39 protein-coding genes are annotated in these 24437 nt (G+C 48.9%); 19 read left to right on the top strand and 20 right to left on the bottom strand.

Features of this window, described 5'->3' with window-relative positions:
• Positions 1-22 precede the first annotated feature (22 nt).
• The 3 genes from Q3F21_RS22250 to Q3F21_RS22240 form a co-directional block, all read right to left on the bottom strand.
• The gene (locus tag Q3F21_RS22250; protein WP_340257967.1) at positions 23-250 is read right to left on the bottom strand and encodes a hypothetical protein; all 228 of its coding nucleotides are present in this window, start codon (positions 248-250) and stop codon (positions 23-25) included.
• Between the two features lie 275 nt (positions 251-525).
• Positions 526-957 (bottom strand): GNAT family N-acetyltransferase, encoded by a 432-nt coding sequence (locus Q3F21_RS22245; protein WP_340257965.1) that lies wholly within the window; start codon positions 955-957, stop codon positions 526-528.
• A gap of 313 nt (positions 958-1270) precedes the next feature.
• Entirely contained in the window at positions 1271-1855 is a 585-nt protein-coding gene (locus Q3F21_RS22240; protein WP_340257963.1) for a GNAT family N-acetyltransferase, read from the bottom strand.
• Between the two features lie 124 nt (positions 1856-1979).
• Here Q3F21_RS22240 and Q3F21_RS22235 point away from each other — a divergent pair, with 124 nt between their 5' ends.
• Positions 1980-2450 (top strand): GNAT family N-acetyltransferase, encoded by a 471-nt coding sequence (locus tag Q3F21_RS22235; RefSeq protein ID WP_340257961.1) that lies wholly within the window; start codon positions 1980-1982, stop codon positions 2448-2450.
• A 96-nt stretch (positions 2451-2546) separates the two neighbouring features.
• On the opposite strand, the gene Q3F21_RS22230 is transcribed toward Q3F21_RS22235, so the two are convergent.
• Positions 2547-2747 (bottom strand): hypothetical protein, encoded by a 201-nt coding sequence (locus tag Q3F21_RS22230; RefSeq protein WP_340257960.1) that lies wholly within the window; start codon positions 2745-2747, stop codon positions 2547-2549.
• A 136-nt stretch (positions 2748-2883) separates the two neighbouring features.
• On the opposite strand from Q3F21_RS22230, the gene Q3F21_RS22225 reads away from it, so the two are divergent.
• The 3 genes from Q3F21_RS22225 (at position 2884) to Q3F21_RS22215 (ending at position 4771) form a co-directional block, all read left to right on the top strand.
• Positions 2884-3252 carry a hypothetical protein gene (locus Q3F21_RS22225; protein WP_340257959.1) on the top strand — a complete coding sequence of 123 codons (369 nt, stop codon included), beginning with the start codon at positions 2884-2886 and terminating at the stop codon, positions 3250-3252.
• 24 nt (positions 3253-3276) lie between these two features.
• The gene (locus tag Q3F21_RS22220; RefSeq protein WP_340257957.1) at positions 3277-4029 is read left to right on the top strand and encodes a stalk domain-containing protein; all 753 of its coding nucleotides are present in this window, start codon (positions 3277-3279) and stop codon (positions 4027-4029) included.
• A gap of 157 nt (positions 4030-4186) precedes the next feature.
• Positions 4187-4771 carry a hypothetical protein gene (locus Q3F21_RS22215; RefSeq protein ID WP_340257955.1) on the top strand — a complete coding sequence of 195 codons (585 nt, stop codon included), beginning with the start codon at positions 4187-4189 and terminating at the stop codon, positions 4769-4771.
• Between the two features lie 71 nt (positions 4772-4842).
• Here the strand turns inward: Q3F21_RS22215 and Q3F21_RS22210 are convergent, their stop codons facing one another.
• The 9 genes from Q3F21_RS22210 to Q3F21_RS22175 all read right to left on the bottom strand — a co-directional run bounded on the left by Q3F21_RS22210 (position 4843) and on the right by Q3F21_RS22175 (position 9467).
• Positions 4843-5127, bottom strand: a complete 285-nt coding sequence (locus tag Q3F21_RS22210; protein WP_340257953.1) for a DUF4183 domain-containing protein — start codon at positions 5125-5127, stop codon at positions 4843-4845.
• 47 nt (positions 5128-5174) lie between these two features.
• Positions 5175-5441 carry a DUF4183 domain-containing protein gene (locus tag Q3F21_RS27530; protein ID WP_425341294.1) on the bottom strand — a complete coding sequence of 89 codons (267 nt, stop codon included), beginning with the start codon at positions 5439-5441 and terminating at the stop codon, positions 5175-5177.
• Positions 5442-5537: 96 nt separating this feature from the next.
• Positions 5538-5717 carry a hypothetical protein gene (locus Q3F21_RS22205; protein WP_340257951.1) on the bottom strand — a complete coding sequence of 60 codons (180 nt, stop codon included), beginning with the start codon at positions 5715-5717 and terminating at the stop codon, positions 5538-5540.
• A gap of 188 nt (positions 5718-5905) precedes the next feature.
• The gene (locus Q3F21_RS22200) at positions 5906-6070 is read right to left on the bottom strand and encodes a hypothetical protein (protein WP_340257949.1); all 165 of its coding nucleotides are present in this window, start codon (positions 6068-6070) and stop codon (positions 5906-5908) included.
• A 151-nt stretch (positions 6071-6221) separates the two neighbouring features.
• Positions 6222-6560 (bottom strand): hypothetical protein, encoded by a 339-nt coding sequence (locus Q3F21_RS22195; protein ID WP_340257947.1) that lies wholly within the window; start codon positions 6558-6560, stop codon positions 6222-6224.
• 178 nt (positions 6561-6738) lie between these two features.
• Entirely contained in the window at positions 6739-7302 is a 564-nt protein-coding gene (locus Q3F21_RS22190) for a GNAT family N-acetyltransferase (protein WP_340257945.1), read from the bottom strand.
• A gap of 51 nt (positions 7303-7353) precedes the next feature.
• A complete protein-coding gene (locus Q3F21_RS22185; RefSeq protein WP_340257983.1) occupies positions 7354-7890 on the bottom strand; it encodes an MOSC domain-containing protein in 537 nt (178 codons plus the stop codon).
• A 195-nt stretch (positions 7891-8085) separates the two neighbouring features.
• The gene (locus tag Q3F21_RS22180; protein ID WP_340257981.1) at positions 8086-8439 is read right to left on the bottom strand and encodes a DUF2512 family protein; all 354 of its coding nucleotides are present in this window, start codon (positions 8437-8439) and stop codon (positions 8086-8088) included.
• Positions 8440-9086: 647 nt separating this feature from the next.
• Complete coding sequence (locus Q3F21_RS22175) at positions 9087-9467, bottom strand: hypothetical protein (RefSeq protein WP_340257943.1); 381 nt, start codon at positions 9465-9467, stop codon at positions 9087-9089.
• Positions 9468-9843: 376 nt separating this feature from the next.
• On the opposite strand from Q3F21_RS22175, the gene Q3F21_RS22170 reads away from it, so the two are divergent.
• Positions 9844-10674, top strand: coding sequence for a prohibitin family protein (locus tag Q3F21_RS22170; protein ID WP_340257941.1), 831 nt, complete (start codon positions 9844-9846; stop codon positions 10672-10674).
• A 75-nt stretch (positions 10675-10749) separates the two neighbouring features.
• Here Q3F21_RS22170 and Q3F21_RS22165 read toward each other — a convergent pair whose 3' ends face one another.
• Complete coding sequence (locus Q3F21_RS22165) at positions 10750-10968, bottom strand: hypothetical protein (RefSeq protein ID WP_340257939.1); 219 nt, start codon at positions 10966-10968, stop codon at positions 10750-10752.
• Between the two features lie 156 nt (positions 10969-11124).
• On the opposite strand from Q3F21_RS22165, the gene Q3F21_RS22160 reads away from it, so the two are divergent.
• Positions 11125-11352 carry a hypothetical protein gene (locus Q3F21_RS22160; protein WP_340257937.1) on the top strand — a complete coding sequence of 76 codons (228 nt, stop codon included), beginning with the start codon at positions 11125-11127 and terminating at the stop codon, positions 11350-11352.
• A 234-nt stretch (positions 11353-11586) separates the two neighbouring features.
• On the opposite strand, the gene Q3F21_RS22155 is transcribed toward Q3F21_RS22160, so the two are convergent.
• The gene (locus Q3F21_RS22155) at positions 11587-11934 is read right to left on the bottom strand and encodes an MmcQ/YjbR family DNA-binding protein (RefSeq protein ID WP_340257979.1); all 348 of its coding nucleotides are present in this window, start codon (positions 11932-11934) and stop codon (positions 11587-11589) included.
• Between the two features lie 136 nt (positions 11935-12070).
• Between Q3F21_RS22155 and Q3F21_RS22150 the strand changes: the two genes are divergently transcribed.
• Positions 12071-12265 (top strand): hypothetical protein, encoded by a 195-nt coding sequence (locus tag Q3F21_RS22150; RefSeq protein ID WP_340257935.1) that lies wholly within the window; start codon positions 12071-12073, stop codon positions 12263-12265.
• Between the two features lie 30 nt (positions 12266-12295).
• On the opposite strand, the gene Q3F21_RS22145 is transcribed toward Q3F21_RS22150, so the two are convergent.
• Positions 12296-13087: an alpha/beta fold hydrolase gene (locus Q3F21_RS22145; protein ID WP_340257933.1), complete on the bottom strand. Its 792-nt coding sequence runs from the start codon at positions 13085-13087 to the stop codon at positions 12296-12298.
• Positions 13088-13401: 314 nt separating this feature from the next.
• Between Q3F21_RS22145 and Q3F21_RS22140 the strand changes: the two genes are divergently transcribed.
• The gene (locus Q3F21_RS22140; RefSeq protein ID WP_340257931.1) at positions 13402-14058 is read left to right on the top strand and encodes a DUF4309 domain-containing protein; all 657 of its coding nucleotides are present in this window, start codon (positions 13402-13404) and stop codon (positions 14056-14058) included.
• Between the two features lie 90 nt (positions 14059-14148).
• Here Q3F21_RS22140 and Q3F21_RS22135 read toward each other — a convergent pair whose 3' ends face one another.
• Entirely contained in the window at positions 14149-14364 is a 216-nt protein-coding gene (locus tag Q3F21_RS22135; protein WP_340257929.1) for a hypothetical protein, read from the bottom strand.
• An 87-nt stretch (positions 14365-14451) separates the two neighbouring features.
• The gene (locus Q3F21_RS22130) at positions 14452-15198 is read right to left on the bottom strand and encodes a TIGR02206 family membrane protein (protein ID WP_340257927.1); all 747 of its coding nucleotides are present in this window, start codon (positions 15196-15198) and stop codon (positions 14452-14454) included.
• 228 nt (positions 15199-15426) lie between these two features.
• On the opposite strand from Q3F21_RS22130, the gene Q3F21_RS22125 reads away from it, so the two are divergent.
• The 9 genes from Q3F21_RS22125 (at position 15427) to Q3F21_RS22085 (ending at position 19750) form a co-directional block, all read left to right on the top strand.
• Positions 15427-15672, top strand: a complete 246-nt coding sequence (locus Q3F21_RS22125) for a hypothetical protein (RefSeq protein WP_340257925.1) — start codon at positions 15427-15429, stop codon at positions 15670-15672.
• A 95-nt stretch (positions 15673-15767) separates the two neighbouring features.
• Positions 15768-16112 carry a DUF952 domain-containing protein gene (locus tag Q3F21_RS22120; RefSeq protein ID WP_340257923.1) on the top strand — a complete coding sequence of 115 codons (345 nt, stop codon included), beginning with the start codon at positions 15768-15770 and terminating at the stop codon, positions 16110-16112.
• A gap of 102 nt (positions 16113-16214) precedes the next feature.
• Positions 16215-16538, top strand: coding sequence for a 2Fe-2S iron-sulfur cluster-binding protein (locus Q3F21_RS22115; protein ID WP_340257921.1), 324 nt, complete (start codon positions 16215-16217; stop codon positions 16536-16538).
• A gap of 105 nt (positions 16539-16643) precedes the next feature.
• On the top strand, positions 16644-16865 hold the full coding sequence (gene tlp, locus Q3F21_RS22110; protein ID WP_340257919.1) for a small acid-soluble spore protein Tlp: 222 nt from the start codon (positions 16644-16646) through the stop codon (positions 16863-16865).
• Between the two features lie 115 nt (positions 16866-16980).
• Positions 16981-18093: a tRNA 2-thiouridine(34) synthase MnmA gene (mnmA, locus tag Q3F21_RS22105; protein WP_340257917.1), complete on the top strand. Its 1113-nt coding sequence runs from the start codon at positions 16981-16983 to the stop codon at positions 18091-18093.
• Between the two features lie 22 nt (positions 18094-18115).
• Positions 18116-18442 carry a hypothetical protein gene (locus tag Q3F21_RS22100; protein ID WP_340257915.1) on the top strand — a complete coding sequence of 109 codons (327 nt, stop codon included), beginning with the start codon at positions 18116-18118 and terminating at the stop codon, positions 18440-18442.
• Between the two features lie 27 nt (positions 18443-18469).
• Positions 18470-18982: an ACT domain-containing protein gene (locus tag Q3F21_RS22095; protein ID WP_340257913.1), complete on the top strand. Its 513-nt coding sequence runs from the start codon at positions 18470-18472 to the stop codon at positions 18980-18982.
• Between the two features lie 163 nt (positions 18983-19145).
• Complete coding sequence (locus tag Q3F21_RS22090) at positions 19146-19394, top strand: hypothetical protein (RefSeq protein WP_340257911.1); 249 nt, start codon at positions 19146-19148, stop codon at positions 19392-19394.
• The gene (locus tag Q3F21_RS22085; RefSeq protein ID WP_340257909.1) at positions 19391-19750 is read left to right on the top strand and encodes a DUF2085 domain-containing protein; all 360 of its coding nucleotides are present in this window, start codon (positions 19391-19393) and stop codon (positions 19748-19750) included. The genes Q3F21_RS22090 and Q3F21_RS22085 overlap by 4 nt, the downstream gene beginning before the upstream one ends.
• A gap of 11 nt (positions 19751-19761) precedes the next feature.
• On the opposite strand, the gene Q3F21_RS22080 is transcribed toward Q3F21_RS22085, so the two are convergent.
• Both Q3F21_RS22080 and Q3F21_RS22075 read right to left on the bottom strand, forming a co-directional pair.
• A complete protein-coding gene (locus Q3F21_RS22080; protein ID WP_340257907.1) occupies positions 19762-20871 on the bottom strand; it encodes a PucR family transcriptional regulator in 1110 nt (369 codons plus the stop codon).
• The gene (locus tag Q3F21_RS22075) at positions 20829-21896 is read right to left on the bottom strand and encodes a GAF domain-containing protein (protein ID WP_340257905.1); all 1068 of its coding nucleotides are present in this window, start codon (positions 21894-21896) and stop codon (positions 20829-20831) included. Before Q3F21_RS22075 ends, Q3F21_RS22080 begins: the two co-directional genes overlap by 43 nt.
• Positions 21897-22016: 120 nt before the next feature.
• Between Q3F21_RS22075 and Q3F21_RS22070 the strand changes: the two genes are divergently transcribed.
• On the top strand, positions 22017-23468 hold the full coding sequence (locus tag Q3F21_RS22070) for an aldehyde dehydrogenase family protein (RefSeq protein WP_340257903.1): 1452 nt from the start codon (positions 22017-22019) through the stop codon (positions 23466-23468).
• 19 nt (positions 23469-23487) lie between these two features.
• Positions 23488-24378, top strand: a complete 891-nt coding sequence (locus tag Q3F21_RS22065) for an NAD(P)-dependent oxidoreductase (RefSeq protein ID WP_340257901.1) — start codon at positions 23488-23490, stop codon at positions 24376-24378.
• The last annotated feature ends 59 nt before the right edge of the window (positions 24379-24437 follow it).

Below are 24437 nucleotides of genomic sequence, written 5' to 3'. Positions count from 1 at the left end.
TCAACATACTCCTTTGCTTCCTTTAGCGATATCCCCAAAACTTCTCTTGCTTTTTTATAGCTTCAATTCTTTTACCTTCCGTAATGAGAAGACGCAACTCACTATTAACCGGGTGTTCAGTCAAACCGATGTGTTTCGTTATTGCAGAAATAAGATAGTCCGTTCTTTTTAAGCGGGATTGAAGCTCGTTAATTTGGAAGAGAAGAAGCAAAACAATCAGAAGTAACAATCCCAAAATTGTGAGTTCCAAAGTTAATCTCCTCATCAATAATAGATTTTCGCCCCACCTCATCCAAATTGTACCATGATGAATAAGGTGATCTTATACATTGTTCACTTTCCTTAACGTTCTGAAATTTTTTCAAGCAGCTCGATCATCCTCTTATTTTGCTTAAAAATCTCTCTTTGGTAAGAAACGATTAATACCGAACGAGTAAAGGAGAAGATGGAGAGACTTACTGTTGCCATTTCCATTATGAAGCACCTCGCTTTTCCGACAATATTGTTGTGTTGCAGGCACAATCGTTATCGTGCTGGACGATCGATTTGTTTGAAGTAAATGATCTCAGGATCTCCTTCGTCAAGATTTTCAATCATACCTGTTTTTGCAAAACCGAGACGATCGCATAGTTTATGCATCGCATAGTTGGATTGGTTGGTTGAGGTAAATAGCTTCGGGGTAGGACAGAGTCTCTCTATTTGTTTCAGTAAAGCAGTTGCAATCCCTTTGTGGCGATAAGAAGGGTCAACGATAACGAGAGAAACAAACCAATACCCGAAAAAGTTCGTATCAAACGTTAAAAAGCCGGAGATCGTAGAGTTTTGCTCCGCTACCAAGCAACGATTCTTTGTAATCATTTCCGATATGTAGTCGGATCTGCTCGGAGAATGGATGACCTTCTCATCAATACGAAAAATCTCGATTGCGTCATTCTGATTGGCATATCTAGTGTTCATTTTTATCACCTATATATTTTGAAAATGATACCAGACTCGCTGTCACAATGGACATCGTGGTTAGCGATTGAGCAATAACCCGATTAAAAAAACGAAAAACAACACGGCAAAAACGATGCGAATCATATCGATACGAAATTCTGAAGGCTCATGATCCTTGTTAAACCAAAAAGCGCGAGGCTTCAGAACGATAAAACCTGTGAGGAATAATAAGAAGATGAAAAAAATGAAGTCAACAACAGACTCGATTTTCAAAAAGATTCCCTCTTATCCGTAATTTATGGATTGGGTGAGTTTAGGGGCGGTTTCAGAGTCATAGCTTGAGCAGTTGCTTAAAAGATTTTTTTGTTATTGCATAATAATCGTAGCCTTCAAACGCTCTGTCATTTTCGGTAAGATTCTTCAGTGTCAATTTGTAGTGGAAGCCGACTTTTTCTAAAATTCTTCTGGAAGCAAGGTTCTGAGGATGAACAGTGGTCACAATTTCATCTAGTTGAAGTTCATCGAATCCAAATTGTAAAACAGCCCGTGCCGCTTCTGTTGCAAGACCTTGACCTGTAAATTTTTCAGAAATGCCATAGTAAAGTTCGATTTGCTTCGGATCGAGATCATAGGGCCCTAACCCGCAAAATCCAATAAATTCTTGCGTTTCTTTGAGGGTAATGCCAAGGTTAAACTTGTAAATTTTCTCTATGGTGTTTTTCTGGCAGCAAGATATGGACCATTTAATAATGTTTTCAACTTCCATTAACGAAGGAGTGGTTTCGCCGGGGATATAATCGTAAAATGTTGGACCTGAAACTGCGCGGTGCAGATCGTTCACATCTTCTAATTTGTAAGGTCTTATTCGCAATCGATCAGTTTCCAGGATTGCATCCGTAAACAGATGACGGGTCATGTTATTTGGTCCTCCAATTGCTTTGTAGTGTGAAAATCTGGAATTCGGTCTCTACATAACATATCAGAATTTGCGGTGAAGAACCATAGCCGGTTCAAGATATCATTCAAGGGAGAGAGAATATATGAACATTCATTTGATGACGATGACAGAAGCAAAGGAAGTAGCAAATTGGAAATATCCCGAGGAGTATTCGTTTTATGATTTGGAAGAAAGTCCAGAAACAATACAGGAACTCCTGGATGGCTCTTACTATGCAGTTCGAGATAAAGATAGCCAGCTTGTGGGATTTTTCTGTTTTGGGCTTAATGCTCAAGTCCCTGAAGGTCGAAAGCAAAAGTTATACCATGGCGACGGCGTATTAGATATCGGACTCGGCATGAAACCCGATTTGACAGGGAAAGGGAATGGTTTTTTATTTGTAAAGGCTGGAATCGATTTTGCAAAACAGCAATTTAACCCAAACCATTTGCGATTAAGTGTTGCAGCCCTTAATGGCAGAGCGATCAACGTTTATAAAAAAATGGGATTTAATGAAAGGGCCTCTTTCGTAAGCAATGGGACCGTATTTATCGTAATGACAACGGCAGAATGAATAACACAAAAACAAAACGGTGAGGAATTGGCGCAATATTTCGCTAGAGAATACGGAGCTGGTGCTCCTCTTTTCGAGGAAGCACCAGCCGTTGGGTTAGTCTGGCTGCGACACACCATCTGTACCAAACAAACGCCTCAAGACGAGCTGCGTCATGTCTGATGCACGCTCAAAAACAAAAGCGACTTCCATGTCGTGTGGCAGCACATGGTAATGATTCACGCCGAGTTGTGAAAGTTCTTTGCACATTCGCAGCGCGTCATGGAGACTTACAAAAAAGTACAGACGCTTGGCCATAGTTCTCACCTCCTTCCGCAACTAAAACGTAGCAGAAGAGGGATGAGGCAGAAAAAGAAAAGCCCCCTGGGGAGGGAGCCATACATTTCGTTCGCTGCCAACATTATAACATACGACCTTCCCGGGGGGAATGAAGGTGAGCGCACATGAACAAGTACCCTTCCAAAAGCCGGTGAACGAAATAGAGAAGGGTAGCGGAGCGCCAAAAATCTTCTTATTCGTTGATGGAACGCCGTGCGGGATGAAAGTCGCCTTTGTCTTTGACATCACGTTCGACGATAATCCGGATTGGCGTGAGAAAATCACTCGTGTCTTTCATAAAACGCAAAACCGGGTCATCTGGAGCGGTGACGTAACGACATCCAAGTCAGGAAAAATTACGATCTTTTATTCCAGACTGAAAATCGATCTCGTTTCAAACGGGGCTATGTTTCGTCGCTCAAAATGGAAGAGATCCATGATTACATGCAACAACTTTACCGTCTCCTGCGTTATACTTTTATAGGTAACTACATAAAGGAGAGATAGCATGTTGAATATTTCCAAAAAGGTAATGATCGGAAGTGTCGCGGGAGCGCTGCTGTTTACTGGTGGAATGCTGGTCGGGAGCAATAGCGTATTGGCAAAAAAGGCAACGGAAGCGATTCGGGTTAATTTTGCCAATATTAAGCTGATTGTAAACGGCAAAGAAATTCAGACCAAGACAGAGCCGTTCACTTACAATGGCAACGTCTATGTTCCGGCCGCCACGATTGCGAATATGTTTAGCATCGGTCAAACATGGGATAACAGTACGCCTGCGGTCCGTTTCGAGAGTGCTGACCGGGCGGCTAGCGCACCGCAGTATGGAGGAATGCAAGGACAGCAAAATTACCCTTTCCCCTTGGACTTTGTGTACGCCCTGCGTCCCAAATTCGAAAAAGTGGTGAATATCGTCAACGATAAAGAACTGGATATTCCGAAGATGGAAAGCGGCGGGACTTTAGCGCCAATCTCACGCATGGTTCATGCAAACATGTTTTATATGCTGGAAACGAATTCCCAAGGGACATTTATCAATGGGTATCAAATTGATAAAGTAAAAATTGCTATTACGAAAGTGTTTTCCCGCCCAATCGAACCGGTGAAAGGCTCGATTACTTTCAATGAAGACACGCGGGAGTTTACCGAGAATATTTATGAACTGACCGCCGATAATAAACTTAAACTCGTCGGGGTAAAAATTTATCTGATTGATTGGGATAACGTGATCACCAAGAGAGCAGAACTGCTTACTCAGTAAAACAGAATCGATAAACACAGTAGAAAATGCGAAACATGTACGCCACAACATTCGCCGCAAAGAAAGCCGATGCTTCTATATAACGGCCCTCGGGGTATCTCGGGGGCTTTTTTTGGAGTTTGTGGTATAATTTGGTTAAACGATTCGGAGGTTCTTCATGAAACTGATTACATGCCTTTTGCTTTCAATCGCTGTTTTGACGGGATGCAGCGGGGGAAAGGAACAGATTTTAACACCATCAAATACATCCTTTGATGCACAAACGTCTGAAGCCCCAGCAACAACAACAGATAAACCCGCTGCTCTACTGGACATAAAGAAATTGGTCCAGGCAACTCAGGAGCTATCCGATCAAGCGGAAGAAGTCGCGGAAATTCTCGGCAAACCGGTCAAAACGGAGAATGGTGAATGGACGTTATTTGGATCGGGAGCAAAGAAACCGTTTGTCCGGCATTACTACGAGCTTGCCATAGGAACTGTGTCCGTTATGTACATAGAAGGCGCGATTGCGCATATAACCGTAGAATTTACGGAAGAATTGAAATACCCCGGTGATGAAACAAAAGCTATGGAACGCCTGGGGCTGGTGGAAAGCGATTTCTATCAAAAAATAGCTGAAGAACCGGCATATTCACGTTTTGTTTTAAGCAGTTTCTATTATGCGGATGTTTTAAAGGGAAAGCCGGATAAGCCAAATGTGATTCGCGGGATAAAGGTCGTTACCGATGAAGTTTATGAATAGTCAGGCGTTATTGGAAAATTCACAATGCCTTCAACCAAAAAGCTCGTAGGTATTGTGAAAGGGTAGGGAGCCTATGTTACGACAAACTGTACGATGAGTGGTGTCGCCGGATCGAGTGCGTCTCCACCCGGAATCGTGATCGTGGTAGTGGTAACAGTGGAGGTATCAGCTGTTTGAATCACACCGTTAATGTAAAGATTGTAATACGCAAACGATCCAGGGAAAGCTGTAGCAGCTGCACCGGTATCATCTGTGAAAGCCGTTGCGGCAATCGCAAATGTGGCACCTGTGCCTGTTCCAGCTCCAATTGTGGATGCAAATCTTCTTCCAGCCAAAAATGGTTTCACGATCGGCATTGGGAATCACCTCTTTTCAAAGGTTCTATTTTTTCAAGTGCTTGATTTCATAGGCTGATCAGCCGGTTTGCTTCAACCGTATTTTCAGAATTGTATTCAACCGTGAACCGAACCACTTCGATAGTAATGGGTGTACGGGCGTAAATTGCTCCGCCTTGGGCATTGATTGTAAGTGCATTTGGTTCAACAACATACGATTTGCCTTCTTGTATGATTCCATTGATGAATAGGTTAAGATAGCTGTTTTTCTGTAGAACCGGAAAATGGACAACTGTACTTCCGTCATCGTTGACAAATTGGGATGCGGAAATCATTGACAGGTGGACAGAGCTATAATCTACGGGGCAAATGATTCCTAAAATGAAGCACACCCTCACATGTACAGGTGAAGGTGTGAAAGGTGTAAATGATTAAATATCTAATTCCGTTATTTCTTCAGATGCTGCTGGTGGATCTTCTGCGTCTGGTGTAGGGAACATTTGGTATTGATGGCGTTTTTCAATCTCTTTTTCGTCCAAGGATGAGTGTACGGTGTTTGCTGGCTGCTGGTTTACTGTGTGCGTTCCTTTTTCGTGACGGCGTTCTTCCACGTGTGTCACCCCCTCAAAAAGCTAGTGTCTGCATGGAGACTGACGCTTATACGGGGGAATGCTTCTGCGTAGACCGCATAGCCCTGATGCAAGGATCGACTTCTGCGTGAATGATGCGAGCTGCCTGGAGTGTCCCAGTCATGGATGAGAATAAAAAAACGCGCTTCAGAGCGCGTCAATAAACCATGCTAAAAATGCTGTTGATTATGCATCTGACTTAGCGTCTGGTGAGCGATAGAATCGTCCATGGAGTGCTTCGTGGCGTATTCATCCCGCTTTTTCAGGCTGATCGATCCGCTCAGACACCATGCTAATCCAACCAAAACAAGCAACCCGCCTACAACATATAGCACCGGGATCACCTCTTCCATCAGGATAATTCCATTTTAGCAAATTTTCCCACAAAAGTCATTACCCATTGAATGATGGTCGGGAAACTAGAGAGCGTCAAAGAACTGGTCCCAATGGGAAGACATTGAATAGACACCCGAAAACAGGCAGCGGTCAGGGCGCAAAACCGTAAAACAGGAGAACAAAAATGAAAATGAAGACGGCACCGGCCCCTGCAGCAAGCGAAATGTATAAAACGCTCATCAATAAACGGAGAAACAATGGAAGCTTCCTGTTCTTCGCAAATCGGATCAATCCGATCAGACCGGCTATCAACAGCGGAACGATGTAAAAATAGGAGAACATGCGTACCCATTGGAATAAAGTGTGAAACGCTTCAATCGCTACTGGACCCTGCTTCATGTGATTCGCTTCCATGATGTACATTCTTCCGCCGAAAAAAACGACCGAAAGGAGCAAGTAGTAGAAAAACAAGATTTTGGGGAAGCGCAATTCCGTTCACTCCTAGCTATTAGTTTTCTACTACAATTAAAAACGATATACTCCAAATGAAAAAAGTACCAAATTTCTTTAGTACCCGCTGATTTGACGCCAAACATTGCTTGATGTTGCCGCAACAAACAACAGGCTCTAGATAAGCCTGTTGTATGAAAAAATCGCGTTTTTATCTTCAGTTTTTTACCTTGGCAAACACGCAAGTATCCCGCAGTTCTTTTCCGTCTGCGGAAAGCGAGTCGCTGTGCAAAATCCCCTCAAGCGCAAATCCCAATTTTTCCGGAATGGCACGACTTTTCACGTTTCTTGGGTCGCAGCGGATTTCGATTCGCCGCGCTTTCAATTCTTCGAAGGCAAAAGAGGTGATGCCTTGAACGGCTTCAGTCATATATCCTTTGCCGCTAAAACGAGTGTCGATCCAGTACCCGATTTCAAGCTTTGGTATGGCCCAATTGATGCGATGAAGGCCGGACGAGGCTACAAATTCTCCGGATTCTTTATGAAAGACCAATAGTCGCAGATCCTCGCGTTTCAAAAAATTCACATAAGATTCCCTGATGTTCAGTTCGACATCCTGTTCGGTCTGTTCATAGTGGGCGAAAGGCATCCATGGCTTCAACTCCGCCATGGAAGCATTGATGGCTTGGAAAACAGCCTTGCCGTCACCGGGCTTCGGCATCCGAATCAATAATCTTTCCGTGAAAAATTCACAAGGGAAGTCAAGCAGCAACGGATTCATGCACTATCTCTCCTATTCATGTTCTGAGACTGCTTTGACGCTTCTGACTGTTCAGACGCGATCAAGCGGCTTGTGCGGTTCAGGAGGAAGCTCGACCCGGATTGGATCGCCAGGCTTTACCTCACCGTCCGCTAGTACAATCCCCATGATCCCGGCCTTGCGGATCAGGTTTCCATCCTCGTCGCGATCCAAGAGCGCTGCCATCAGGCCAGGCTGAAAGCGGTCCAGCTGGGCACAGGGATTCCGTAACCCTGTAACCTCCACCAACGCCATATCGCCCAAGTATAGTCGAGTACCTGCAGGAAGTCCAAGCAGGTTGATGCCCCGCGTTGTTATATTTTCCCCCATCTGTCCGGCAGATACCGTAAAGCCCGCATCCTTTAATTCCTCGAAAAGCTCGGCGTGAATCAGGTGAACCTGACGAAGATTGGGCTGGGCAGGGTCTTGTGCCACTCGCGAACGGTGCTTGACCGTCTTCCCCAGATGCGCATCTCCTGCCACCCCGAGTCCGGAGAGAAGCTGTATACAGGCTTGGTTTGACTTGCTAAACGTATGCGTGGGGCTGATGCTGACAGCTGCTACCTCCATTGTCACTTGTCTGACACCTCCTGCTGTAATTGTAAACGGAAGAGGCTGGAAGTGCGAATCATTTGTTATCTCCATTGGTCTGAATGGAAGAGAAACGGCCAAAAATCCGGGCTTGGTTCAAACGCCCGGATTTTTTGGCCGTATTGTTGTCGATAAACGGTTGTTTTCGAAAATCCATTTTTGCTGAACCGAGACTCAGGTACCTTGCCTTTCTTGCTGATCGACTCTGCCCAAAATGCGGTGATAAAAGAACTCTGCGACACCGAGAACGAGCACCGTGAAAAGGATTTCGCCAAAACTGAAGTTCCACCTCATGAAGGCGGCTACCGCCCATAAGTAGACAGCGGCCAGGATCGCATCCGAAAAGGTTGCTACCAAGTTATTCGAGGCTCTCAAAATCAGCTGATCGCCGATCAGGTAGGCAATGATCGATAAACCAACAGATGTGACGATACTAGCCCATACGCTTGCTTCGGTAAACCAGTAAACAAAAGGGACTACAATAATACCGTTTATGACCAGCTTGAGTAGAAAACGATACAATGCCACCAACTCCATTCACTAGATATCATCAAAACTATTATTTCTTGGATTGAAGCGGGTTATTCGTGACCGAAAAATAAAATGGCAAAGAAAAGTCCCCTGGCTATGAGGGGACGAAAGGGAAGCGGAGCGGCATGAACTGCTGCCCCGTCCTTGGAATGAGATGCTATCTGTTAGGGTCACAGAAGCAATGCTGATAATAAAGGTACATCATCATTGCTTTTCTACCCGCTTCTGTGTCTGGATTCCTCTTGTTCTTCAAACATTTCAGCAGCTTTTTGTCGCAGCTGCAGGCAAAATACCCTCGTTTTTTATAACAAAGGTCGTGCCGTTTGCAGCAGGCATCTACGTCATCGATCGGCGGTTCCGGGCCACTGCATCCAGGGCCGCACCAGTTTCCGTAAAAACAGGGAAACCGTTTCGTCTTTTTGTCGCTATCCCGGTACTTTCCCATAACAGATTCACCACGTTTGCGTGTTTTTAATCATCATATGGGGAAAGACTGCCAATGATTGGATAAATAACAGGGAGAATCAGCAACAGATTAAATTTCCCGACAGGCAGCTGGGGCAATGAACAAACAAGGATCATGCAGCCGTGAAGGGAAGGCCAAAATTTCCGGCCGGCATGCGGCAGCGGCAGTGGTAGTTGGTTTATGCATGTCCAATATATTCGGCCTGGTATGAATTGGCTCCGGCGTGAACGGAAAGCAACGTGTCTGCGTAACTAACAAGACGGTTTACCAATTCTTCGGAAATCTCGTACACAAGCGTATGCAGGTCTGGGTGATGGAGTGCGGGATCATCGTAAATAATGGTCGTATTTATGTACACATCCCTGTTCCCGTACAAATCGTAATGGATGATCACCTTGCCTGCGGCACCTTGCGTCAGCGGATCTTTAAACCCAGGCAAGAATACATACCATTCTTCTGCCGTTGCCGAGCGAAAGTTTTTCGTAAAGGTCAGGCCGTTGATTTCTGCTTCCGTTCGTTTCTTGATCTCCGGGGGAATGAGCGATGTGATTTTTTCCATACCTTTATCTTGAGCAAGGAGGCACACAGCATATGCACCAGACTTCATCCTAATAAGCGGGAAATAACGGAGCGCTCTGCGAGAATGTTCCTATGCCTTCCCAAAAGACTTTTTCACTGTAGTTATATTTACCTGATTTTCCCCGAAACGCAACCTTGAGCAGGCTTTCCGCAGTCAAAAAAGGTACCTCGCTTATTCACTGCTACTCCTTTTGTTGCCGTCAGGGAATCTGGCGGCTTTTTGTTTGCCTGCTTGAGAGAGGTTTTTGTTTTGTTGGCATAATATTTCATTAATAGAGAGTAACGCGAAATTTTCGAAACTTGTGTGCCGTATTTTCGTATGACAAAGCATAATGCCAATAATAAAGGAGAATCGAATGGAAAATCAGAAAGTCACACAAATGAATCCCAAATTGGGCACGACGAAGGCGATTGTCACCATCATTGCCGCTCTTATCATCGGTTTTCTCATTTTTCAATCCGTTACGATAATCCAGGCGGGACATCGTGGAGTCGTATTACAGCTGGGGGCCGTTCAGCCGCAGGTTTTTGACGAAGGTCTGCATTTCCGTATGCCGTTTATTCAAACGGTGATTCCGATGGAAGTACGGGTCCAAAAGTCGGAGACCAGTCAAACTTCAGCCTCGCGGGATTTGCAGACGGTAGCGACAACCATCGCGGTCAACCATCACTTGGATGGGAATAATGTCAACAGGCTTTATCAAGAGGTGGGGATGGACTACGCGGCACGAATTGTCGATCCTGCAATCGCTGAAGCGCTAAAAGCGGTAACGGCACAATATACGGCAGAAGAGCTGATTTCCAAACGCTCCGAAGTAAGTGCAAAAGTAAAAGAGGCCCTAAAAGAAAAGCTGGCTTCGTATTATATCGTTCTGGACGAAATCAACATCCGGGAGTTCAAGTTCAGCGAGGAATTTGACCGCGCGATTGAAGCGAAGCAAGTGGCTGAGCAGCAAGCGCTCAAGTCAAAGCTGGATCTTGAGCGGATCAAGATTGAGAAGGAGCAGGAAATTACGAAAGCTCAGGCACAAGCGGAAGCGCTCCGCCTGCAAAAGCAGGAGGTTACACCTGAGCTGATTCAATTGAGGCAAATCGAGGCCCAGCTGGAAGCGATTCGCCGTTGGGATGGCAAACTGCCAAATGTAACGGGGGGAGCCACTCCTTTTATTAACGTGGACAACAAATAGTTGCGGAACCAATGCCCTTTGGCGATATAACGCTGAAGGGCTTTTTCTGTGCCGCCCGTGCAAGGAGGGACTCGATCATTGGGGATAAGCGGTCCCGTCTCCGCGAAAGAGCTTTCGCACCATCTCGTACAGTCTGCCTGACATATGGGGGAATACGATCGCGTACTGATCCGCACCTTGTCGCAGAAGCGCAACCGGCACTTCAATGAAATACGGGATTTTCATCAAGTCCAGAATCTTTTTATACTCTTCCAGCTGATTGTGATCCACCGTATAATAAAACGCTTTGTCCATATCAATCACACTCCTCTCTTCATATTACCAAAGATGCGTTTCACATAAAAAGAAAAAAGAGCCAGCCCTTTTTGGGGAGGCTCTACATAGCTCTGCATGAAAATAATTTACGAATACATTCCTTCGTGAAAAAACGATCGATGTCCCGGATGTTTGATGAGGGTTAGTATCTTCTATCTCGACGGCGACGGCAGCATTCAGGGGGACACCAACGACAGTGATCAGGGCAAAATCTGCGTCTGGATGGCGGACGATACTGATCCCGTTGAGCAGGCCATTGGGCACTTTGTGCTGACCAATAGGAGCTTTGCGAAGACCATTGCGGACTTTGCGGGGACCATTGGGAACTTTGACCTGACCCTTGCCAAGGATAAGAATACATGAACTTCATCCTTTCTGTTTTTTCTTGGATTACCATACCTGTATATTCTGATGATTGCATTTGTGGATAGACACGTGACCAGTAGGCATGGGAAAGAGGCGTTCAGCCATCAGCTAATCGCCTACAGAGCAAGGAGTACAAACAGCAAGGAGCGTCGCGGTCATGTAAAGAGTCATGGGCAAAGTCAGAAGATGCAGTAATCAGGCATGAAAAAACAATCACGCAGGCTTGTCTCTCTACAGGATGATCTGTTGCTTTGCGGATTTCGGGAGACCTTTGAAAACCAAGTCATACGAAAGGTCGATCAGGCTCAAAAGTTCTCCCTCCGGCATGCCGGCTTCCACTTGGATGGTATTCCAATGTCGCTTATTGAGATGGTACCCCGGCTTGATGGCCTCATACTGCAGGCGCAAAGTCTCCGCGAGCTCCGGTTCGCACTTCAAGCTGATTTGCAGACCGTTTTCTCCAGTCGCCAATAGTGCAAACATTTTCCCCCCAACCTTGATGACATGAACCTCCGGACCAAATGGAAAATCCTCTACAGCGCCTTTTTTCTCAAGACAGTATTGCGTAAGCTGCAACAAATTCACTGGAATCCCTCAACTTTCGATAAATAGGTTCGGTTAATTTGGCCTTTTCCGGTACACAGTAATAAAATGCAAAAGCTTTGAATGAGACTATTTGGCGTTTTGCCGCATTCAACAGACGAGGAGAATGAGTGTGTACAAGGATAAACGCAGTGACCAACAACCGCAAATCAATCTGCTGATTGCCAGACAAAATATGGATACCCCTTACATCACCGACCAAGAGCTTGATTCCGATGTAAATGAGGACCCGAAGAGAGAATACATGCTCGACGAATCGGCAGAGGCCTTTATCCAAAAACATGTGAACCGTTCTGCCGATGAATAAACCGAGGGAGGAGTTCGAGGTCAAACTGCTCTACGCGATCGAGCCAGTCGGCGCAAAGCGACTGAACCAGCTGGCGCTTTTCGATTTCCAGCAAATGGCCGGAACCGTGGAGAACCGAAAAAGTGGCGTTCGGAAAGCGCTCAAGCATAGACCAATGATCACTGTAGCCGCAAACGGCATCCTGCCGACCGAGAAGAAATAACGCAGGGGCTCCATATCGTCAAAGGGAGAAAACGGGAAGAAGTATCCTTTGGTCCTCCAATCGGAGGTGAGAAAATCTCTGTCTGCCAAAAGACGGCCTGGCTGTACCTCTTCCAGAAAATACGCGAGATTCTCCCTGGTTTGTACAGTCATCAGCGTTTCGAATGCTGCCCGTATATCCGGGGCGAGTTCTTGCAGCATCATCTCATCCCGTTCCACGATGGTCCTGGCGGGCAAGGTACGTTCCTGCAAATGGAGGGCGGGAGAGAGGAGAAAAAAACCGTCGAGAAGCGCTTTTTTTCTGGCAAAAATTCCTTGTGCGATATAACCGCCAAAGGACTTGCCTGCCAGGGCAAAGCGCTTCCCCGGTATGAAGTCATCCAAAAACTCCAGTATGATCGCGAGCATATCCTCAGAGGTTCTACCCCCATTTTTTACCTGGCTATGTCCGTGAGCCGGAAGATCAATATAGATGCGCAGCCAGCCTGGACGATTGGCAAAAAGGGGTTCCATCCATGCTTCCATGGCCCGGTGGTCTGTTCCTAGAGCATGCAAGATAACAAGCGGCTTTCCTTCACCATGGCAAGCGTAAGAGAGTGTATCCTTCCAGATTGCGGTCATTGCTTCAACTCCTGTTTCTTTTCCATTTTCTCCAAATCCTTACATAAAAGTTTTCTTTCTTAAAAGAATAGGAAGTAGATTCCCCCGCTAATCGCCAATAAGACGAAAAGAAACAGCAATCGCTCCTTTCCCTTCCTATACATGTGGGGCGAATAGGATTTCGGCACAACCCCAAATCAATAAAAGCAAAGCCGAGACGACCTTCCCAAGCATTTTCATCATCCTCCGCTCCAAGGTTTCCATTACATTCCAAAGGCATTACATAATTTGGTATAATCTAATCTTGGCAAGAAGATTGCACAGGGGGAGAAGCAATGAAGCGATTCGTATTGGGCATAGCACTGGCAAGCGTGGTGGTTGCAGGCTGTCAAGAACAAACAAAGGTTTCATCACCGCAGCAGGCAGCTGCAGGTTCAGGGAATACTTCGGAGACAGAAGCCGGGCAAAGCAGCCCATCATCTATTGAAAAGCCGACTGAGGAAACGGGACATCAAACAACCGGCTCATCTCAGGAAGCTGCTGCAGGAAACCCGAAGGTCATATTGGATGAGAACTTTTTGCCTGGCCTCACCAATAACAAGCTAAACGGATTCAATATCTCGATCGGGTCAAGTTTGCAAGAGGTGAGCGAAAAATACGGCCAAGTTACGAGCAAGGATTTTTACGACGGAGGACAGTACCACGCTTTTGAGCATCTGCAAAGAGGATTCGTCTTTTTTAACGGCAAGGAGCAAGTCTATGCGATTGATTTGTCAGGGTATCACTTGAGTACCACCAGCCTCGAGGAGATCAAAAAAGCTTTGGGTACACCGGCATCAGAAGGCGCCGATGAAATGGATGGCGGCTGGCTGCTTGTGTACGAAGCCGGGGATAATACCGTTTATTTGCATGCAGAAGATGCAAAGTTTCCCGTTGAAAAAATCAGAGTCATTAACAAGAAGATACTCGAAGAATCCCCGCAAAACCTGTAGGGGAAGCTGTCAGTCAAGAGGTTGAGGCTGGGAACAGCGACCCGCAGCTATCAGGAAGAAAACTCTCCCTGATCGTATTCCCGGGAGAGCTCAGGTAATCAGGAAAGCGATGAGGAGCATAATGCTCCCGATCAGAATGACGCTGAAGAAGAAATAGCCAAACCATCGCAATGGCTTCGGCATGCTTTCCAGGTCAATCGGTTTGTCAGGCGTCCCTACAATGTTCCGGTAGTGGTCGACAACGCTGTTAAAAGGCTCATTCTCTTGAGGCGGACGGTATTCAGACGATCTCTTTTCCTCATTCAAGTCAAGACACCTCCTTGTGGTTCATTTTACCACAAAGCTGCAGCAAACATCATTGCCGCAAAATGTCTTGACGAAGAAGAGGGGGGGCTAAACAGCAGCCCCCGATTGCGATGGATTCCGTTCCGTTTTGGTCTGAGCGTAAAACGGAAGGTACAGCAGGAAAAAGAGCAAGGCAGCCACGCCTTCCAGCGAAAGGATGTACCAGGGGTATGGACCGAGGTAATCCAGAAGGCTAGGGTTGGCGGGCTTTTGCGAGACGAACATGTAGTTGCCCCCGGTCATGCGATTGGCAATCAGTACGATTGGCAAAAGGAGATTCAAGACGGCGAGAGCCTTCCAGTAAGAGCGGATGGTAGGCCGGAATTCCGCCACCCACGTCATGTACAGGCAAGCGAGAATGATAGCTGCGTGAGCCAGAAAAAAGTGAAAAAAGCGAAAATGCGGAAACGGGTAAAACAGTTCAGGCGTCAGCATCGCTTGGAGGGCTCCTCCGAGGCCGAGAAAGTATGTGAACTCGTAAATTCGGTAGCTTTTACGCACAAGCATCGCAATGCAAAACAGCAAGGAGATGCTGCAGAGCTGCAGGGGCAGCGTATAGGCGGCAGACCAGCTCCCGGTATAGACATGCCAGAGCTGAAAGGTTGCCTCCGTTAAGAGCAGCAGCCCCGCCAAACAATACCGCCCCCCCATCTCCGCAAAAGGCTTCCGTAACGTATTGCGCAGTACATAGAGAGCAAGTACGGAAAGCCCAGACAGCACAAGTGTGGCAAGATGGGAGACCGAAAACAGCATAAAGGGCTCTCCATGAATGGTATAGGACAAAAAATCAGACATGATGAATATTCCTCCCAAAGCCAATCGATAGGTTTACATGCATGTGAGGCAGCGAATACATGTATGGCAGAAAGATTTTCCTCTCTTTCCAATAGTAGAACACACGTAAATACTCATTGGGAAGTGTGGAAAGCATCAAAAGAAGGGCCGCTTGGCAAACGGAAGAAAGATTGGCAGAATAGATACGAGAAAATCAGGAACGCAAAACGCAAACCACGGGGAGGCTCAATGAAAACGGCTCTTTATCACATCGCGTATCAAATCGGGATGCATCCGACCGAGATGGCCAAGCTGGTGCGGGAAGGCGAGATAACGGGAGAAGTGACTGGGAATAACCCGCAGGCAAAGGACGCATGGGTGGATCTGCATTCGTTGCGCAACTACATTCAATGGCGCCATGACCAGAATCGGATCGACGAGATGGCCTATCTGAAGGCAATCCGTCACATTGACAAGGCGCTTGGAGGCTCTTAGCCAAGCGGGTGTCGCCTGGCGTCCTGCCTATCACAGCGTGAATCCAGATGAGCAAAGACAAGATACAGCGCTGAACACAGAAAAGGAGAATGTTTATGGACATCATCTATTGCCTGGTACCCAAGTCCTACTGGGAAACATGGTCGGGAAAGGAAACCTACCTCCCCCGCGATTATGAACAGGAAGGCTTTATTCATGCTACAAAGGGAGAGGAGCTGCTGCGCAAGGTGGCCGATCGGGTCTACTCAGATTTTGCGGATGAGCTGTATGTATTGGTCATTGAGGAGCAAAAGATTGTCTCGCCGGTCAAATACGAGCAAGCGAAGGACGGTCTGCTGTATCCGCATATCTACGGTCCTTTGAACAAGGATGCCATCCTGGAAATCCGCGAGATGAAGAGGACAAACGGCCACTGGAGTGTGGCAGAGGCGGTTCGATAATCTGAATCGAGCCGATTCTTGTGACCGTGGATCCAAAACAACAGCAGATTTCTGTTCAGACTTTCCTTTTTATGGATAGAATAAGTCCAGGAGGGATGCAGTATGCCAAAAATCGAAGTGTTGGGAAAAGGTACGTTTGAAGTGGCGGAAGGAACAAAGCTGGTGCTCGCCTTAGAGGACAATGGAGTGGATATCCTTCATCGCTGCGGCGGCAATGCACGCTGTACAACCTGTCGAGTGGAGGTGTTGTCAGGGGATCTCGGACCGATGGGGGAAGCGGAAGCGAAATTGCGTGAGGCCAAAGGAATCACAGATGAAAAGATACGCCTCTCCTGTCAAATCCGGGTAGTGTCAGATGCTTCGGTCAAGCCGTTGATGACCGTGTCGGAATCCGGTATGGACGCTGGCCCAAGGCCTGCAGAGTGATCAGGAGACTGTGCGGGAGAGGACGCGCCGATGTGTACATAAAGTGTCCTGTCCGGGCGCAAAATGGTAAGGATGTGGAATGATACCTGCAAAGGAGTGTGCCGCATGGCCAAACCAGACAACCGCTCGGACAATGTTGAAAAGCTGCAAGAAATGATTCAAAACAGCATGGAGAACATTCGCGAAACACGCGACTATCTCAATGTGCACGGCGATGAGATTTCTGCTGAGGAAAAAGCCGGACTGGAGCAAAAAAACGAACGCAGGGAAGAGAGTATTGAGGGCTTCCGTTCCGAAATCAAAGACGAGGCTTCGCAAATGGAATAAGCCTGCATGCGCCTGCCGGACACTTCGGCAGGCGTTTTTCGCGCAAGAATACATGAATTGTTTTGCGAAACATGATAATCTGTAGAGGTACAAATTCACAGTGAGGAGAACGACCATGAAAAGACCAGAAGATACACCTGTCGTCGTCGGCATGTCTGGAGGGGTCGATTCTTCCGTGACCGCATACCTGTTAAAGCAACAGGGGTATGATGTGATCGGCATCTTCATGAAAAACTGGGACGATACCGACGAATTCGGCCACTGCACAGCGGAAGAAGACTTTCAGGACGTTCGACGCGTTTGCGATCAGATCGGGATTCCGTACTATACGGTCAATTTCGAGAAAGAGTATATGGAAAAAGTGTTCCAGTACTTCCTGGATGAATACCGCCGCGGGCGGACACCCAATCCGGATGTCATGTGCAACAGAGAAATCAAATTCGGCGAGCTGCTGGCCAAGGTAATGGACCTCGGGGCAGATTACATTGCTACCGGGCACTATGCCCAGGTTGCCTTCCAGGATGGCGAGTACAAGCTGCTCCGCGGCAAGGACACCAATAAGGACCAAACGTATTTTCTCAATGCGCTTAATCAGAAGCAGCTGTCCAAAACGATGTTTCCGATCGGCCATTTGAGCAAGCCGGAGGTTCGGGAAATCGCCGTGAAGGCTGGCCTTGCGACTGCCAAGAAAAAAGACAGTACCGGGATTTGCTTTATCGGCGAGCGCAACTTCCGGGAATTTTTGCAAAACTATCTGCCGGCCAAGCCAGGGAATATCGAATCGGTTGACGGCGATGTCGTCGGCCGGCATGACGGCTTGATGTACTACACGCTCGGGCAACGGCAAGGTCTCGGGATCGGCGGCGGCCACGGCAAGACAGGAGAACCGTGGTTTGTGGTGGATAAAGATTTGGAGCGGAATGTCTTGGTCGTTGCCGAAGGGGCTAATCATCCGCGAATGTTTTCGACCAGCCTTGTTTCAACAGATGTAAACTGGATCAGCGACCGAAAACCGAGCGCGACGTTCACTTGTACGGCAAAATTCCGTTACAGACAGCCGGATCAGCAGGTCACGGTGCATATTCGTGAAGACGACACAGTAGAAGTTGTGTTTGACCAGCCGCAAAAAGCGGTTACTCCCGGACAAGCTGTAGTCTTTTACAACGGGGAAGAATGCCTGGGCGGAGGGACAATCGACAAGGTCACTCCCCTGGACGCAGGGAAATAATTGAGGGAATGGAGAATCGGACGTGGAAGCGACAAAGAAATCAAAAGTGATGATCTTGATTTTTTTGGGAGGAGCAGTTTTACTGGCGGTACTCGCTTATTTTGGGATGCAATCCCTGGGCCAGGAACATGTCGCTGTCATCCATGATGTCATCGGGGCAAAAGGCGGAAAGGTCCAGCAAATACTTGTCGTTCCCAAAGAGGAAAGCCCCTTTACGGAGAGCGGCAAAGGCAATACCATTTACAAAATCGATTACGAGGTAGAGGGGAAAGCGCAAACGGCATGGTACCGCTCCGACAATCAATCCTCTATAATAAAAGAGAAAGAAGAGTGGATTTTACCTGAGTAATGATCAGAGTAGGACGTGATAAAGACCATGTCGAACAGAGAAGACTTGCTTGAAATCGCCCGCTTGATACGCCGACTGGAAACAAAGACGGACACCGCCTCTATCTCCATCCTGTCCCATGAAAACAGGGACGAGATTGCCCGAGCCTTAAGCGAAGGATTGGGAGGCAACGCAGCCGTTCAAACAAGTTCGGGTGAATATGCCAATCACCTGGCGATTGTCAAAATGGGCGGCAACAAGTATACGATCGCCCAGGACTGGCGAGAGGTGTACATTAGCGAGATCAATTACTGCCCGTGCCGGATTCCTCCCGGTTCTCACGGCCTTCTGGTGTATCATATCGACTATCCGGGCGTAATCTACGACGTCTCGCGGATACTCGCCGACAACCAGATCAACATCTCGAAGCTGAATGTTTCCCGCGAGCAGAAGGGAAAAAATGCTTTGCTCGTTTCCATTACCGATGAAGAGATCTCCGCAGAAGTAGCTGCGGCGATCGAAGCATTGCCGCAGATCACAAAAGTGTTTTCACTGAAGTAAGACAATTTCGGCTCCGTCAAAATATGGCGGAGCCGTTGTCTATTGATAAAAGGTGCAGAGAGAAGAGGGACAGGAGAGAAAAACAGCAGCGACAAATCGCCTGGAGTCATAGGTGGGTATTTCCTTTTTTGTGATAAAATGGCTGGAACAGGGAGGGTTTCGCTTGTTCTACTTATACGTGATGGTCGCCCTTATTTGCCTGATTACCGGTATCGGGCTACTCGTAAACAACGCCCTCGTATGGGGCATCGTTTTGACCGTTGCAGGGATTGGATTGATAGTGTTTTTGCTGGTTGCTTATCCGTCCAAGCGTAAAAAATGCTCGTCGTGTGATTGCGGCTTTGTCGATTGCGGGACAGGCTCGATACCGGATTGCGACTGTTTGCCGGACTGCGGAGCGGGGACGCCGTGAAGACAGATTGGCTCGGCAAGATGATGTCTCTTTCTTTCGTTCCATGCCACCGCATGCCATCCCGGTCGCTGATCATTCGAGGCAAACGGCTCCCGCTCTGTGCCCGCTGCACCGCTATTTTGTCCGGCTACACGTTGCTGCCGCTGCTCTTGTTCGTTCCTTTTACGATCCCTTGGTACGCAGGGGTTTTGCTGCAGGTGCCGATGCTTGTCGATGGCTGCACCCAGTATTTACAGTGGAGGGAGAGCAACAATGTGCTGCGGGTTGTCACCGGGCTTCTCAGCGGAGTCGGTCAGTCCATATTCGTCGTTGGAGTCTCGCGTGTCCTGCTGGAGTGGCTGTTGAAGCTGATGTAGCGAGAGGGCCGCTATGATTCGGACTGCAGATGGCAGGCCAGCTGAATTTTGAGCATATCCTCAGGCTGCTTGAAGTCAACACCAAGCAGCTCTTCGATTTTTCGCAACCGTTGATACAGCGTGTTGATGTGAATATGCAGCTGCCTGGCCGCAAGATGGGCCGATTGACCGCTGTTGACATAGACGAGCAAGGTTTTCTCCAAATCGCTGTACTTCTCCTTTTTCTCCCAAAGTGGATAAAAAACGCTGCGGACAAAGGCTTCCTGATCCTCCGACGATTGGTGAACCAGCAGCTGGTTTACGCCCAAATCTCCGTAGTGCACGACTCCAAAGCGGTTCCGGTTACGCAGGTAGAGAACCGCTTTTTTGGCTTCCTCGAAGCTTTTTGCGATCTGCTCAAAGCCATTGTAAACACCTCCGATCCCGGCGGACAGTTGGCTATCCTCCAGACGATTCCATTCCTCGATGAAATGATGCAATCGCTCCATGCAGGTCCTGGGATGAGTTTGCCGGGGCAAATCGATCAGCATCGTCAGCTGGTTGTGAAAGCCGTATGTCAACACTTCCAGATCCGCATAGAGCTGTTTCCACCGGGTAACGATGCGATGAACATTGGCTTCCTGCTTGGTCAAGTCCTGGCAGCGCAGCAGCATCGCGTGCACACAGATGTAGGTCGCGTCGGGACTCAGCCCGAAAGCTTGCGCCTGTTCCGCCAATTCTGTTCCTTTGGAAGTCAAAAGGTGCTGGAAAAAATCGTGCGAGCGTTTGTAAAAGACAGAGCTAAGCGAATGCTTTTTCACGAGGTCGAGCGCGAGGATGGAGATCCCTTGCTCGATCGTGATCCGCTCCAGATCGGAGAAGGAGCGTCGATCCGAGCGAAGCACCAGACAGCCGAGGAAGACAGAGCCGTTCACGAGTGGGTACATGCAAACATGAACATCCCCGTCTTGCTCTTTGTCGTGGACAGTGACCCACGCGGGACGGCGTTTGGATCCCATCATGATCGTCAGCTCATCCCAGCTGCATATCTCCTCCAGCTTTGGAAGCGGCGGATAGAGGCGCTGCTCCAGCCAGTCGATCAAGAGAAGCGGTTTGCCCACCATCCGGCTGAGCGCTCGCACAATTTTCTCGGTCCTTTATTTTGCAGGGAAAGCTGCTGCAGCGTTTCATGAATTTCCGTCCGCTTCAACAGGTCATCGTGCTTGAGCCGCAGCTCTTCGCTCAGCTGTGCGGTGCGTTCGAGCGCCGCTTTCGTATGTTCGTAGAGCCGGGCATTTTCCAGAGCGATCGCTGTCAAGTCCGCGACGCCCTGCAGGATCAACAGATCGCTGGCCAAAAAGAAAGTTTCTTCGTGGAACTGGTGGAGAACGAGCACACCGATCCGCTCGCTGCCGATGGAGAGCGGAACACACATAAGCCCGTGCAAACGAGTCAGTTCCTTCGCCTCGTTGAGGTGCACGTAATTCTCCGGAGAGATGTCCTGCATGCCTTGTTTCACCTCATGTTGTGTGCGGTATATGCGGGGAACGCCATCCTGGTACACTTTACCCGCAATGGACTCGCCCACCCGCAGGCGAAAGCGGTGAATCACACTCTCATGGAAGCCGACCGCCGCTCTCGGCACCAATCGTTCGAGGGCGGGATCGTACAAATGCAGCAGGCCGGCATCTGCCGCAGGGATGACGGAAAGCGTATTTTGGATCAAATTGTGGATCACGCTGTCCAGGTCAAGGAAAGAGGCGATGGAGCGTGTTCCTTCCATGATCTTTGAAAGCTCGACGCTCTTCGCCTGGATTGTTTCTTCCGCTTCCAGAAGGCGCAAGAGCACCAGGAGCAGCTGCATGTCAGATGCCGGGGGAACTGGGCAAGTCCCGTCGATCCGGATAAATGCCAGGCTGTCGTCGGCCAGGGAAAAATGCAGGTAGCGGAAGGGAGGGGCGTTGAATTGGCCGTACTGACTCTGCCAAGAAAAGTGGGCTTCCCTAAGGCCAGTCGGCGACGGGGGATCATGCTGAAGCGCGAGACCGTCATCTGTAGCGAAGAGCAAGCGCAGGTGGCGGTCTCTTTGCGTTTTTACCCAGATGGCATATGGCTTCGATCCGCACAGCTTACGCAAGCAATCACGCAGCATCTGTATCGTACGCAAAGAATCACCCTTTCAATGTGAGAACATACATAGATAACGGAATAACAATGGTGACTTGCACATTGTACCAATTATTTTGAATTTATACAATTATCCCATAACAATCTGGAGGTGGGGCAATTGACGGTTACGTACAGCAACTATATCAATGGCGAATGGGTGTCCAGTGTGACCCGCGAGGTATTTCCGAGCATCAATCCTGCTCGGACACAAGAGGTGCTCGGGTATTTTCAAAAGTCAAACGCAGAAGATACGCGGCACGCAATTGAAGCGGCGGCGAATGCTTTTTCCTCCTGGTCCAGGAAGGCAGCCCCTTTGCGTGGCGAGTTTTTGTACAAGCTTATTCATCTGCTGGAAGCGCGTCTTGAAGAATTGGCCGAGACGATCACCCGCGAGGTAGGCAAAACGCTCAGGGAAGCGAGGGGCGAGGTCAACAAGACGATCCTGTCGATGAAACAGCTTGCGGGCGAGGCGACCAGGCTGACTGGTCAAACAGTCCCGTCCTTTGATGAAAACGTATTCGCGTATACCGTTCGCGAACCGATCGGCGTATTTGCGATCATCGCTCCGTGGAATTTTCCACTTGGGATCGGCTTGTGGAAAATCGTACCGGCCATATTGGCAGGCAACACGGTCGTATTCAAACCGGCTAGCAACACTTCTCTGATCAGCGCCAAGCTGACGGAACTTTTGATCGAGAGCGGCGTTCCGGCTGGCGTGGTCAATCTTGTCACAGGCCCCGGAGCAGTCATCGGCGAAGAGCTGGCCCGCAATCCGCTGATCAAGGGCATCTCCTTTACCGGGTCTTCCGAGGTGGGGCTCGCCCTAGGCAAAGCTGTCGGTGCGCGGGGCGGCAAAATCCAGGCCGAGATGGGCGGCAAGAATCCGGCGATTATCATGCCGGACTCAGACGTCGATCTGGCGATTGACTGCATCGTGACGAGCGGATTTTTTGACAACGGCCAGCGCTGCACCGGGACCAGCCGGGTACTTGTCCTGCCGGAAGTGGCGGATGAGGTGAAAGCAAAGCTGATCGCCCGGGCCAAGGCGATGAAGGTGGGAGACGGCTTTGACCCGGCCAGCGACAATGGCCCGCTGGCTGACGAAAATCAGCTGCAGACGTATCTTCACTACGTGCAAAAAGGAGTGGAGGAAGGGGCGAAGCTGGAGTGCGGCGGGACCCGTCTGACTGATGAAGGCCGCGGAGATGGATATTTCGTGGCGCCGACCGTTTTTACCGGTGTCACCCCGGGGATGACGATCGCCCAGGAAGAGATATTTGGACCCGTCATTTCAGTGATCGACGTACGGTCATTCGAGGAAGCCATGGAGGTAGCCAACCAGGTTGAGTTTGGGCTGTCGTCCACGATTTTTACGAATGACTTGAACAAAGCCTTTCACTTCGTGAGGGGAATCCAATCGGGTGTGACCCATGTAAACATGCCGTCCACCCACTTTGAGTCGCACTTTCCGTTTGGCGGGAAAAAAATCTCCGGTTTGGGTCCCCGCGAGCAGGGAGAATCGGCTCTTGACTTCTATGTCGACCTGAAAACGGTCTATATTCGCCCGTAGCGGCTCAGGAGGGGTGGTCATGAAAGAGATCGGGTTTATCGGAATCGGTGCGATGGGGAAAGGGATGATTTCGACTCTGCTCCAGAAGGAGTATCGCGTTTTTGCCCATGATGCCAATCCGGAGGCGATGGAATGGGCCAAGGAGCAGGGGGCGGAAACCGTAGCGGCACCCGGAGAAGTGGCGCGTTTCGCTCGGATCGTATTCTCCTCGCTGCCCGGGCCGGAGATTGTCGAGGCGGTGATGCTGGGAGAAAGCGGCGTCTTTCACAGTCTCCAGCCGGGGAGCATGGTGTTTGACACGAGTACGATTGACCCCGCTACAGCCCAGAAATTGTACAGGCACGCACGCGAGCGGGGGTGCCGATTTTTTGACTGTCCGGTAAGCGGCGGCCCCGCAGGTGCCCGGAATGGGACGCTCACGGTCATGGTGGGCGGAGATGGCGACAAGCTCGCGGAGGCAATGCCGTATTTGCAAGCCATCGGAAAAGAAATCATTCACATCGGGGAAGCGGGAGCAGGGCAGGTAGCGAAATTATGCCACAACGCAATAGTGGGAACCATCACCGCTGCGCTGGGCGAGGCCTTGCTCGTCGCCAGAAAAGCCGGGGTGGACCCGGTGAAGCTGGCATCTGTGATCGATAAAGGCTCTGCACACAATCGAGTGCTCGCCATTTTCGGACCGAATATTCTCCACGGGACGTACAGCGAAACGATTTTTTCGCTTGCACATATGCTCAAGGACTTGCAGCTGTACGGAAATACCGCCCGCCAGCATCAGACGCCTTCACTCGTCGGCTCTACAGTGCTTCAGCTCTACGAGGCGGCAATGGCGCAAGGGAAGGGAGGTTGGGATTCGTCAGCCGTATGCACGGTCATCGAACAACTGGGGCAGGACAGCATTGCTCGCTAGAGGGAGTCGTGTTTCCTTTGGGGAAACACGCTTTTCCCGTTTCTCAGGTTTTTTCGCTA

Origin of the sequence: Brevibacillus borstelensis (assembly GCF_037834415.1) — a bacterium.
GTDB lineage: Bacteria > Bacillota > Bacilli > Brevibacillales > Brevibacillaceae > Brevibacillus > Brevibacillus borstelensis_A.
The sequence above is the reverse complement of the archived record's forward strand: the minus strand, read 5'-3'. Positions and strand labels throughout refer to the sequence as shown.

Excerpts from the sequence above, each read along its gene's own strand:
- Q3F21_RS22220 (WP_340257957.1), top strand. The coding sequence starts at position 3,277 with ATGTTGAATATTTCCAAAAAGGTAATGATCGGAAGTGTCGCGGGAGCG.
- Q3F21_RS22185 (WP_340257983.1), bottom strand. The coding sequence starts at position 7,890 with ATGGAGGTAGCAGCTGTCAGCATCAGCCCCACGCATACGTTTAGCAAG.
- Q3F21_RS22095 (WP_340257913.1), top strand. The coding sequence starts at position 18,470 with ATGTCGAACAGAGAAGACTTGCTTGAAATCGCCCGCTTGATACGCCGA.
- Q3F21_RS22065 (WP_340257901.1), top strand. The coding sequence starts at position 23,488 with ATGAAAGAGATCGGGTTTATCGGAATCGGTGCGATGGGGAAAGGGATG.
- Q3F21_RS22230 (WP_340257960.1), bottom strand. The coding sequence starts at position 2,747 with ATGGCCAAGCGTCTGTACTTTTTTGTAAGTCTCCATGACGCGCTGCGA.
- mnmA (WP_340257917.1), top strand. The coding sequence starts at position 16,981 with ATGAAAAGACCAGAAGATACACCTGTCGTCGTCGGCATGTCTGGAGGG.
- Q3F21_RS22125 (WP_340257925.1), top strand. The coding sequence starts at position 15,427 with ATGAAAACGGCTCTTTATCACATCGCGTATCAAATCGGGATGCATCCG.
- Q3F21_RS22245 (WP_340257965.1), bottom strand. The coding sequence starts at position 957 with ATGAACACTAGATATGCCAATCAGAATGACGCAATCGAGATTTTTCGT.
- Q3F21_RS27530 (WP_425341294.1), bottom strand. The coding sequence starts at position 5,441 with ATGATTTCCGCATCCCAATTTGTCAACGATGACGGAAGTACAGTTGTC.
- Q3F21_RS22170 (WP_340257941.1), top strand. The coding sequence starts at position 9,844 with ATGGAAAATCAGAAAGTCACACAAATGAATCCCAAATTGGGCACGACG.
- Q3F21_RS22115 (WP_340257921.1), top strand. The coding sequence starts at position 16,215 with ATGCCAAAAATCGAAGTGTTGGGAAAAGGTACGTTTGAAGTGGCGGAA.
- Q3F21_RS22215 (WP_340257955.1), top strand. The coding sequence starts at position 4,187 with ATGAAACTGATTACATGCCTTTTGCTTTCAATCGCTGTTTTGACGGGA.
- Q3F21_RS22145 (WP_340257933.1), bottom strand. The coding sequence starts at position 13,087 with ATGACCGCAATCTGGAAGGATACACTCTCTTACGCTTGCCATGGTGAA.
- Q3F21_RS22190 (WP_340257945.1), bottom strand. The coding sequence starts at position 7,302 with ATGAATCCGTTGCTGCTTGACTTCCCTTGTGAATTTTTCACGGAAAGA.
- Q3F21_RS22120 (WP_340257923.1), top strand. The coding sequence starts at position 15,768 with ATGGACATCATCTATTGCCTGGTACCCAAGTCCTACTGGGAAACATGG.
- Q3F21_RS22210 (WP_340257953.1), bottom strand. The coding sequence starts at position 5,127 with ATGCCGATCGTGAAACCATTTTTGGCTGGAAGAAGATTTGCATCCACA.
- Q3F21_RS22235 (WP_340257961.1), top strand. The coding sequence starts at position 1,980 with ATGAACATTCATTTGATGACGATGACAGAAGCAAAGGAAGTAGCAAAT.
- tlp (WP_340257919.1), top strand. The coding sequence starts at position 16,644 with ATGGCCAAACCAGACAACCGCTCGGACAATGTTGAAAAGCTGCAAGAA.
- Q3F21_RS22160 (WP_340257937.1), top strand. The coding sequence starts at position 11,125 with ATGAGGGTTAGTATCTTCTATCTCGACGGCGACGGCAGCATTCAGGGG.
- Q3F21_RS22240 (WP_340257963.1), bottom strand. The coding sequence starts at position 1,855 with ATGACCCGTCATCTGTTTACGGATGCAATCCTGGAAACTGATCGATTG.
- Q3F21_RS22165 (WP_340257939.1), bottom strand. The coding sequence starts at position 10,968 with ATGGACAAAGCGTTTTATTATACGGTGGATCACAATCAGCTGGAAGAG.
- Q3F21_RS22175 (WP_340257943.1), bottom strand. The coding sequence starts at position 9,467 with ATGGAAAAAATCACATCGCTCATTCCCCCGGAGATCAAGAAACGAACG.
- Q3F21_RS22140 (WP_340257931.1), top strand. The coding sequence starts at position 13,402 with ATGAAGCGATTCGTATTGGGCATAGCACTGGCAAGCGTGGTGGTTGCA.
- Q3F21_RS22130 (WP_340257927.1), bottom strand. The coding sequence starts at position 15,198 with ATGTCTGATTTTTTGTCCTATACCATTCATGGAGAGCCCTTTATGCTG.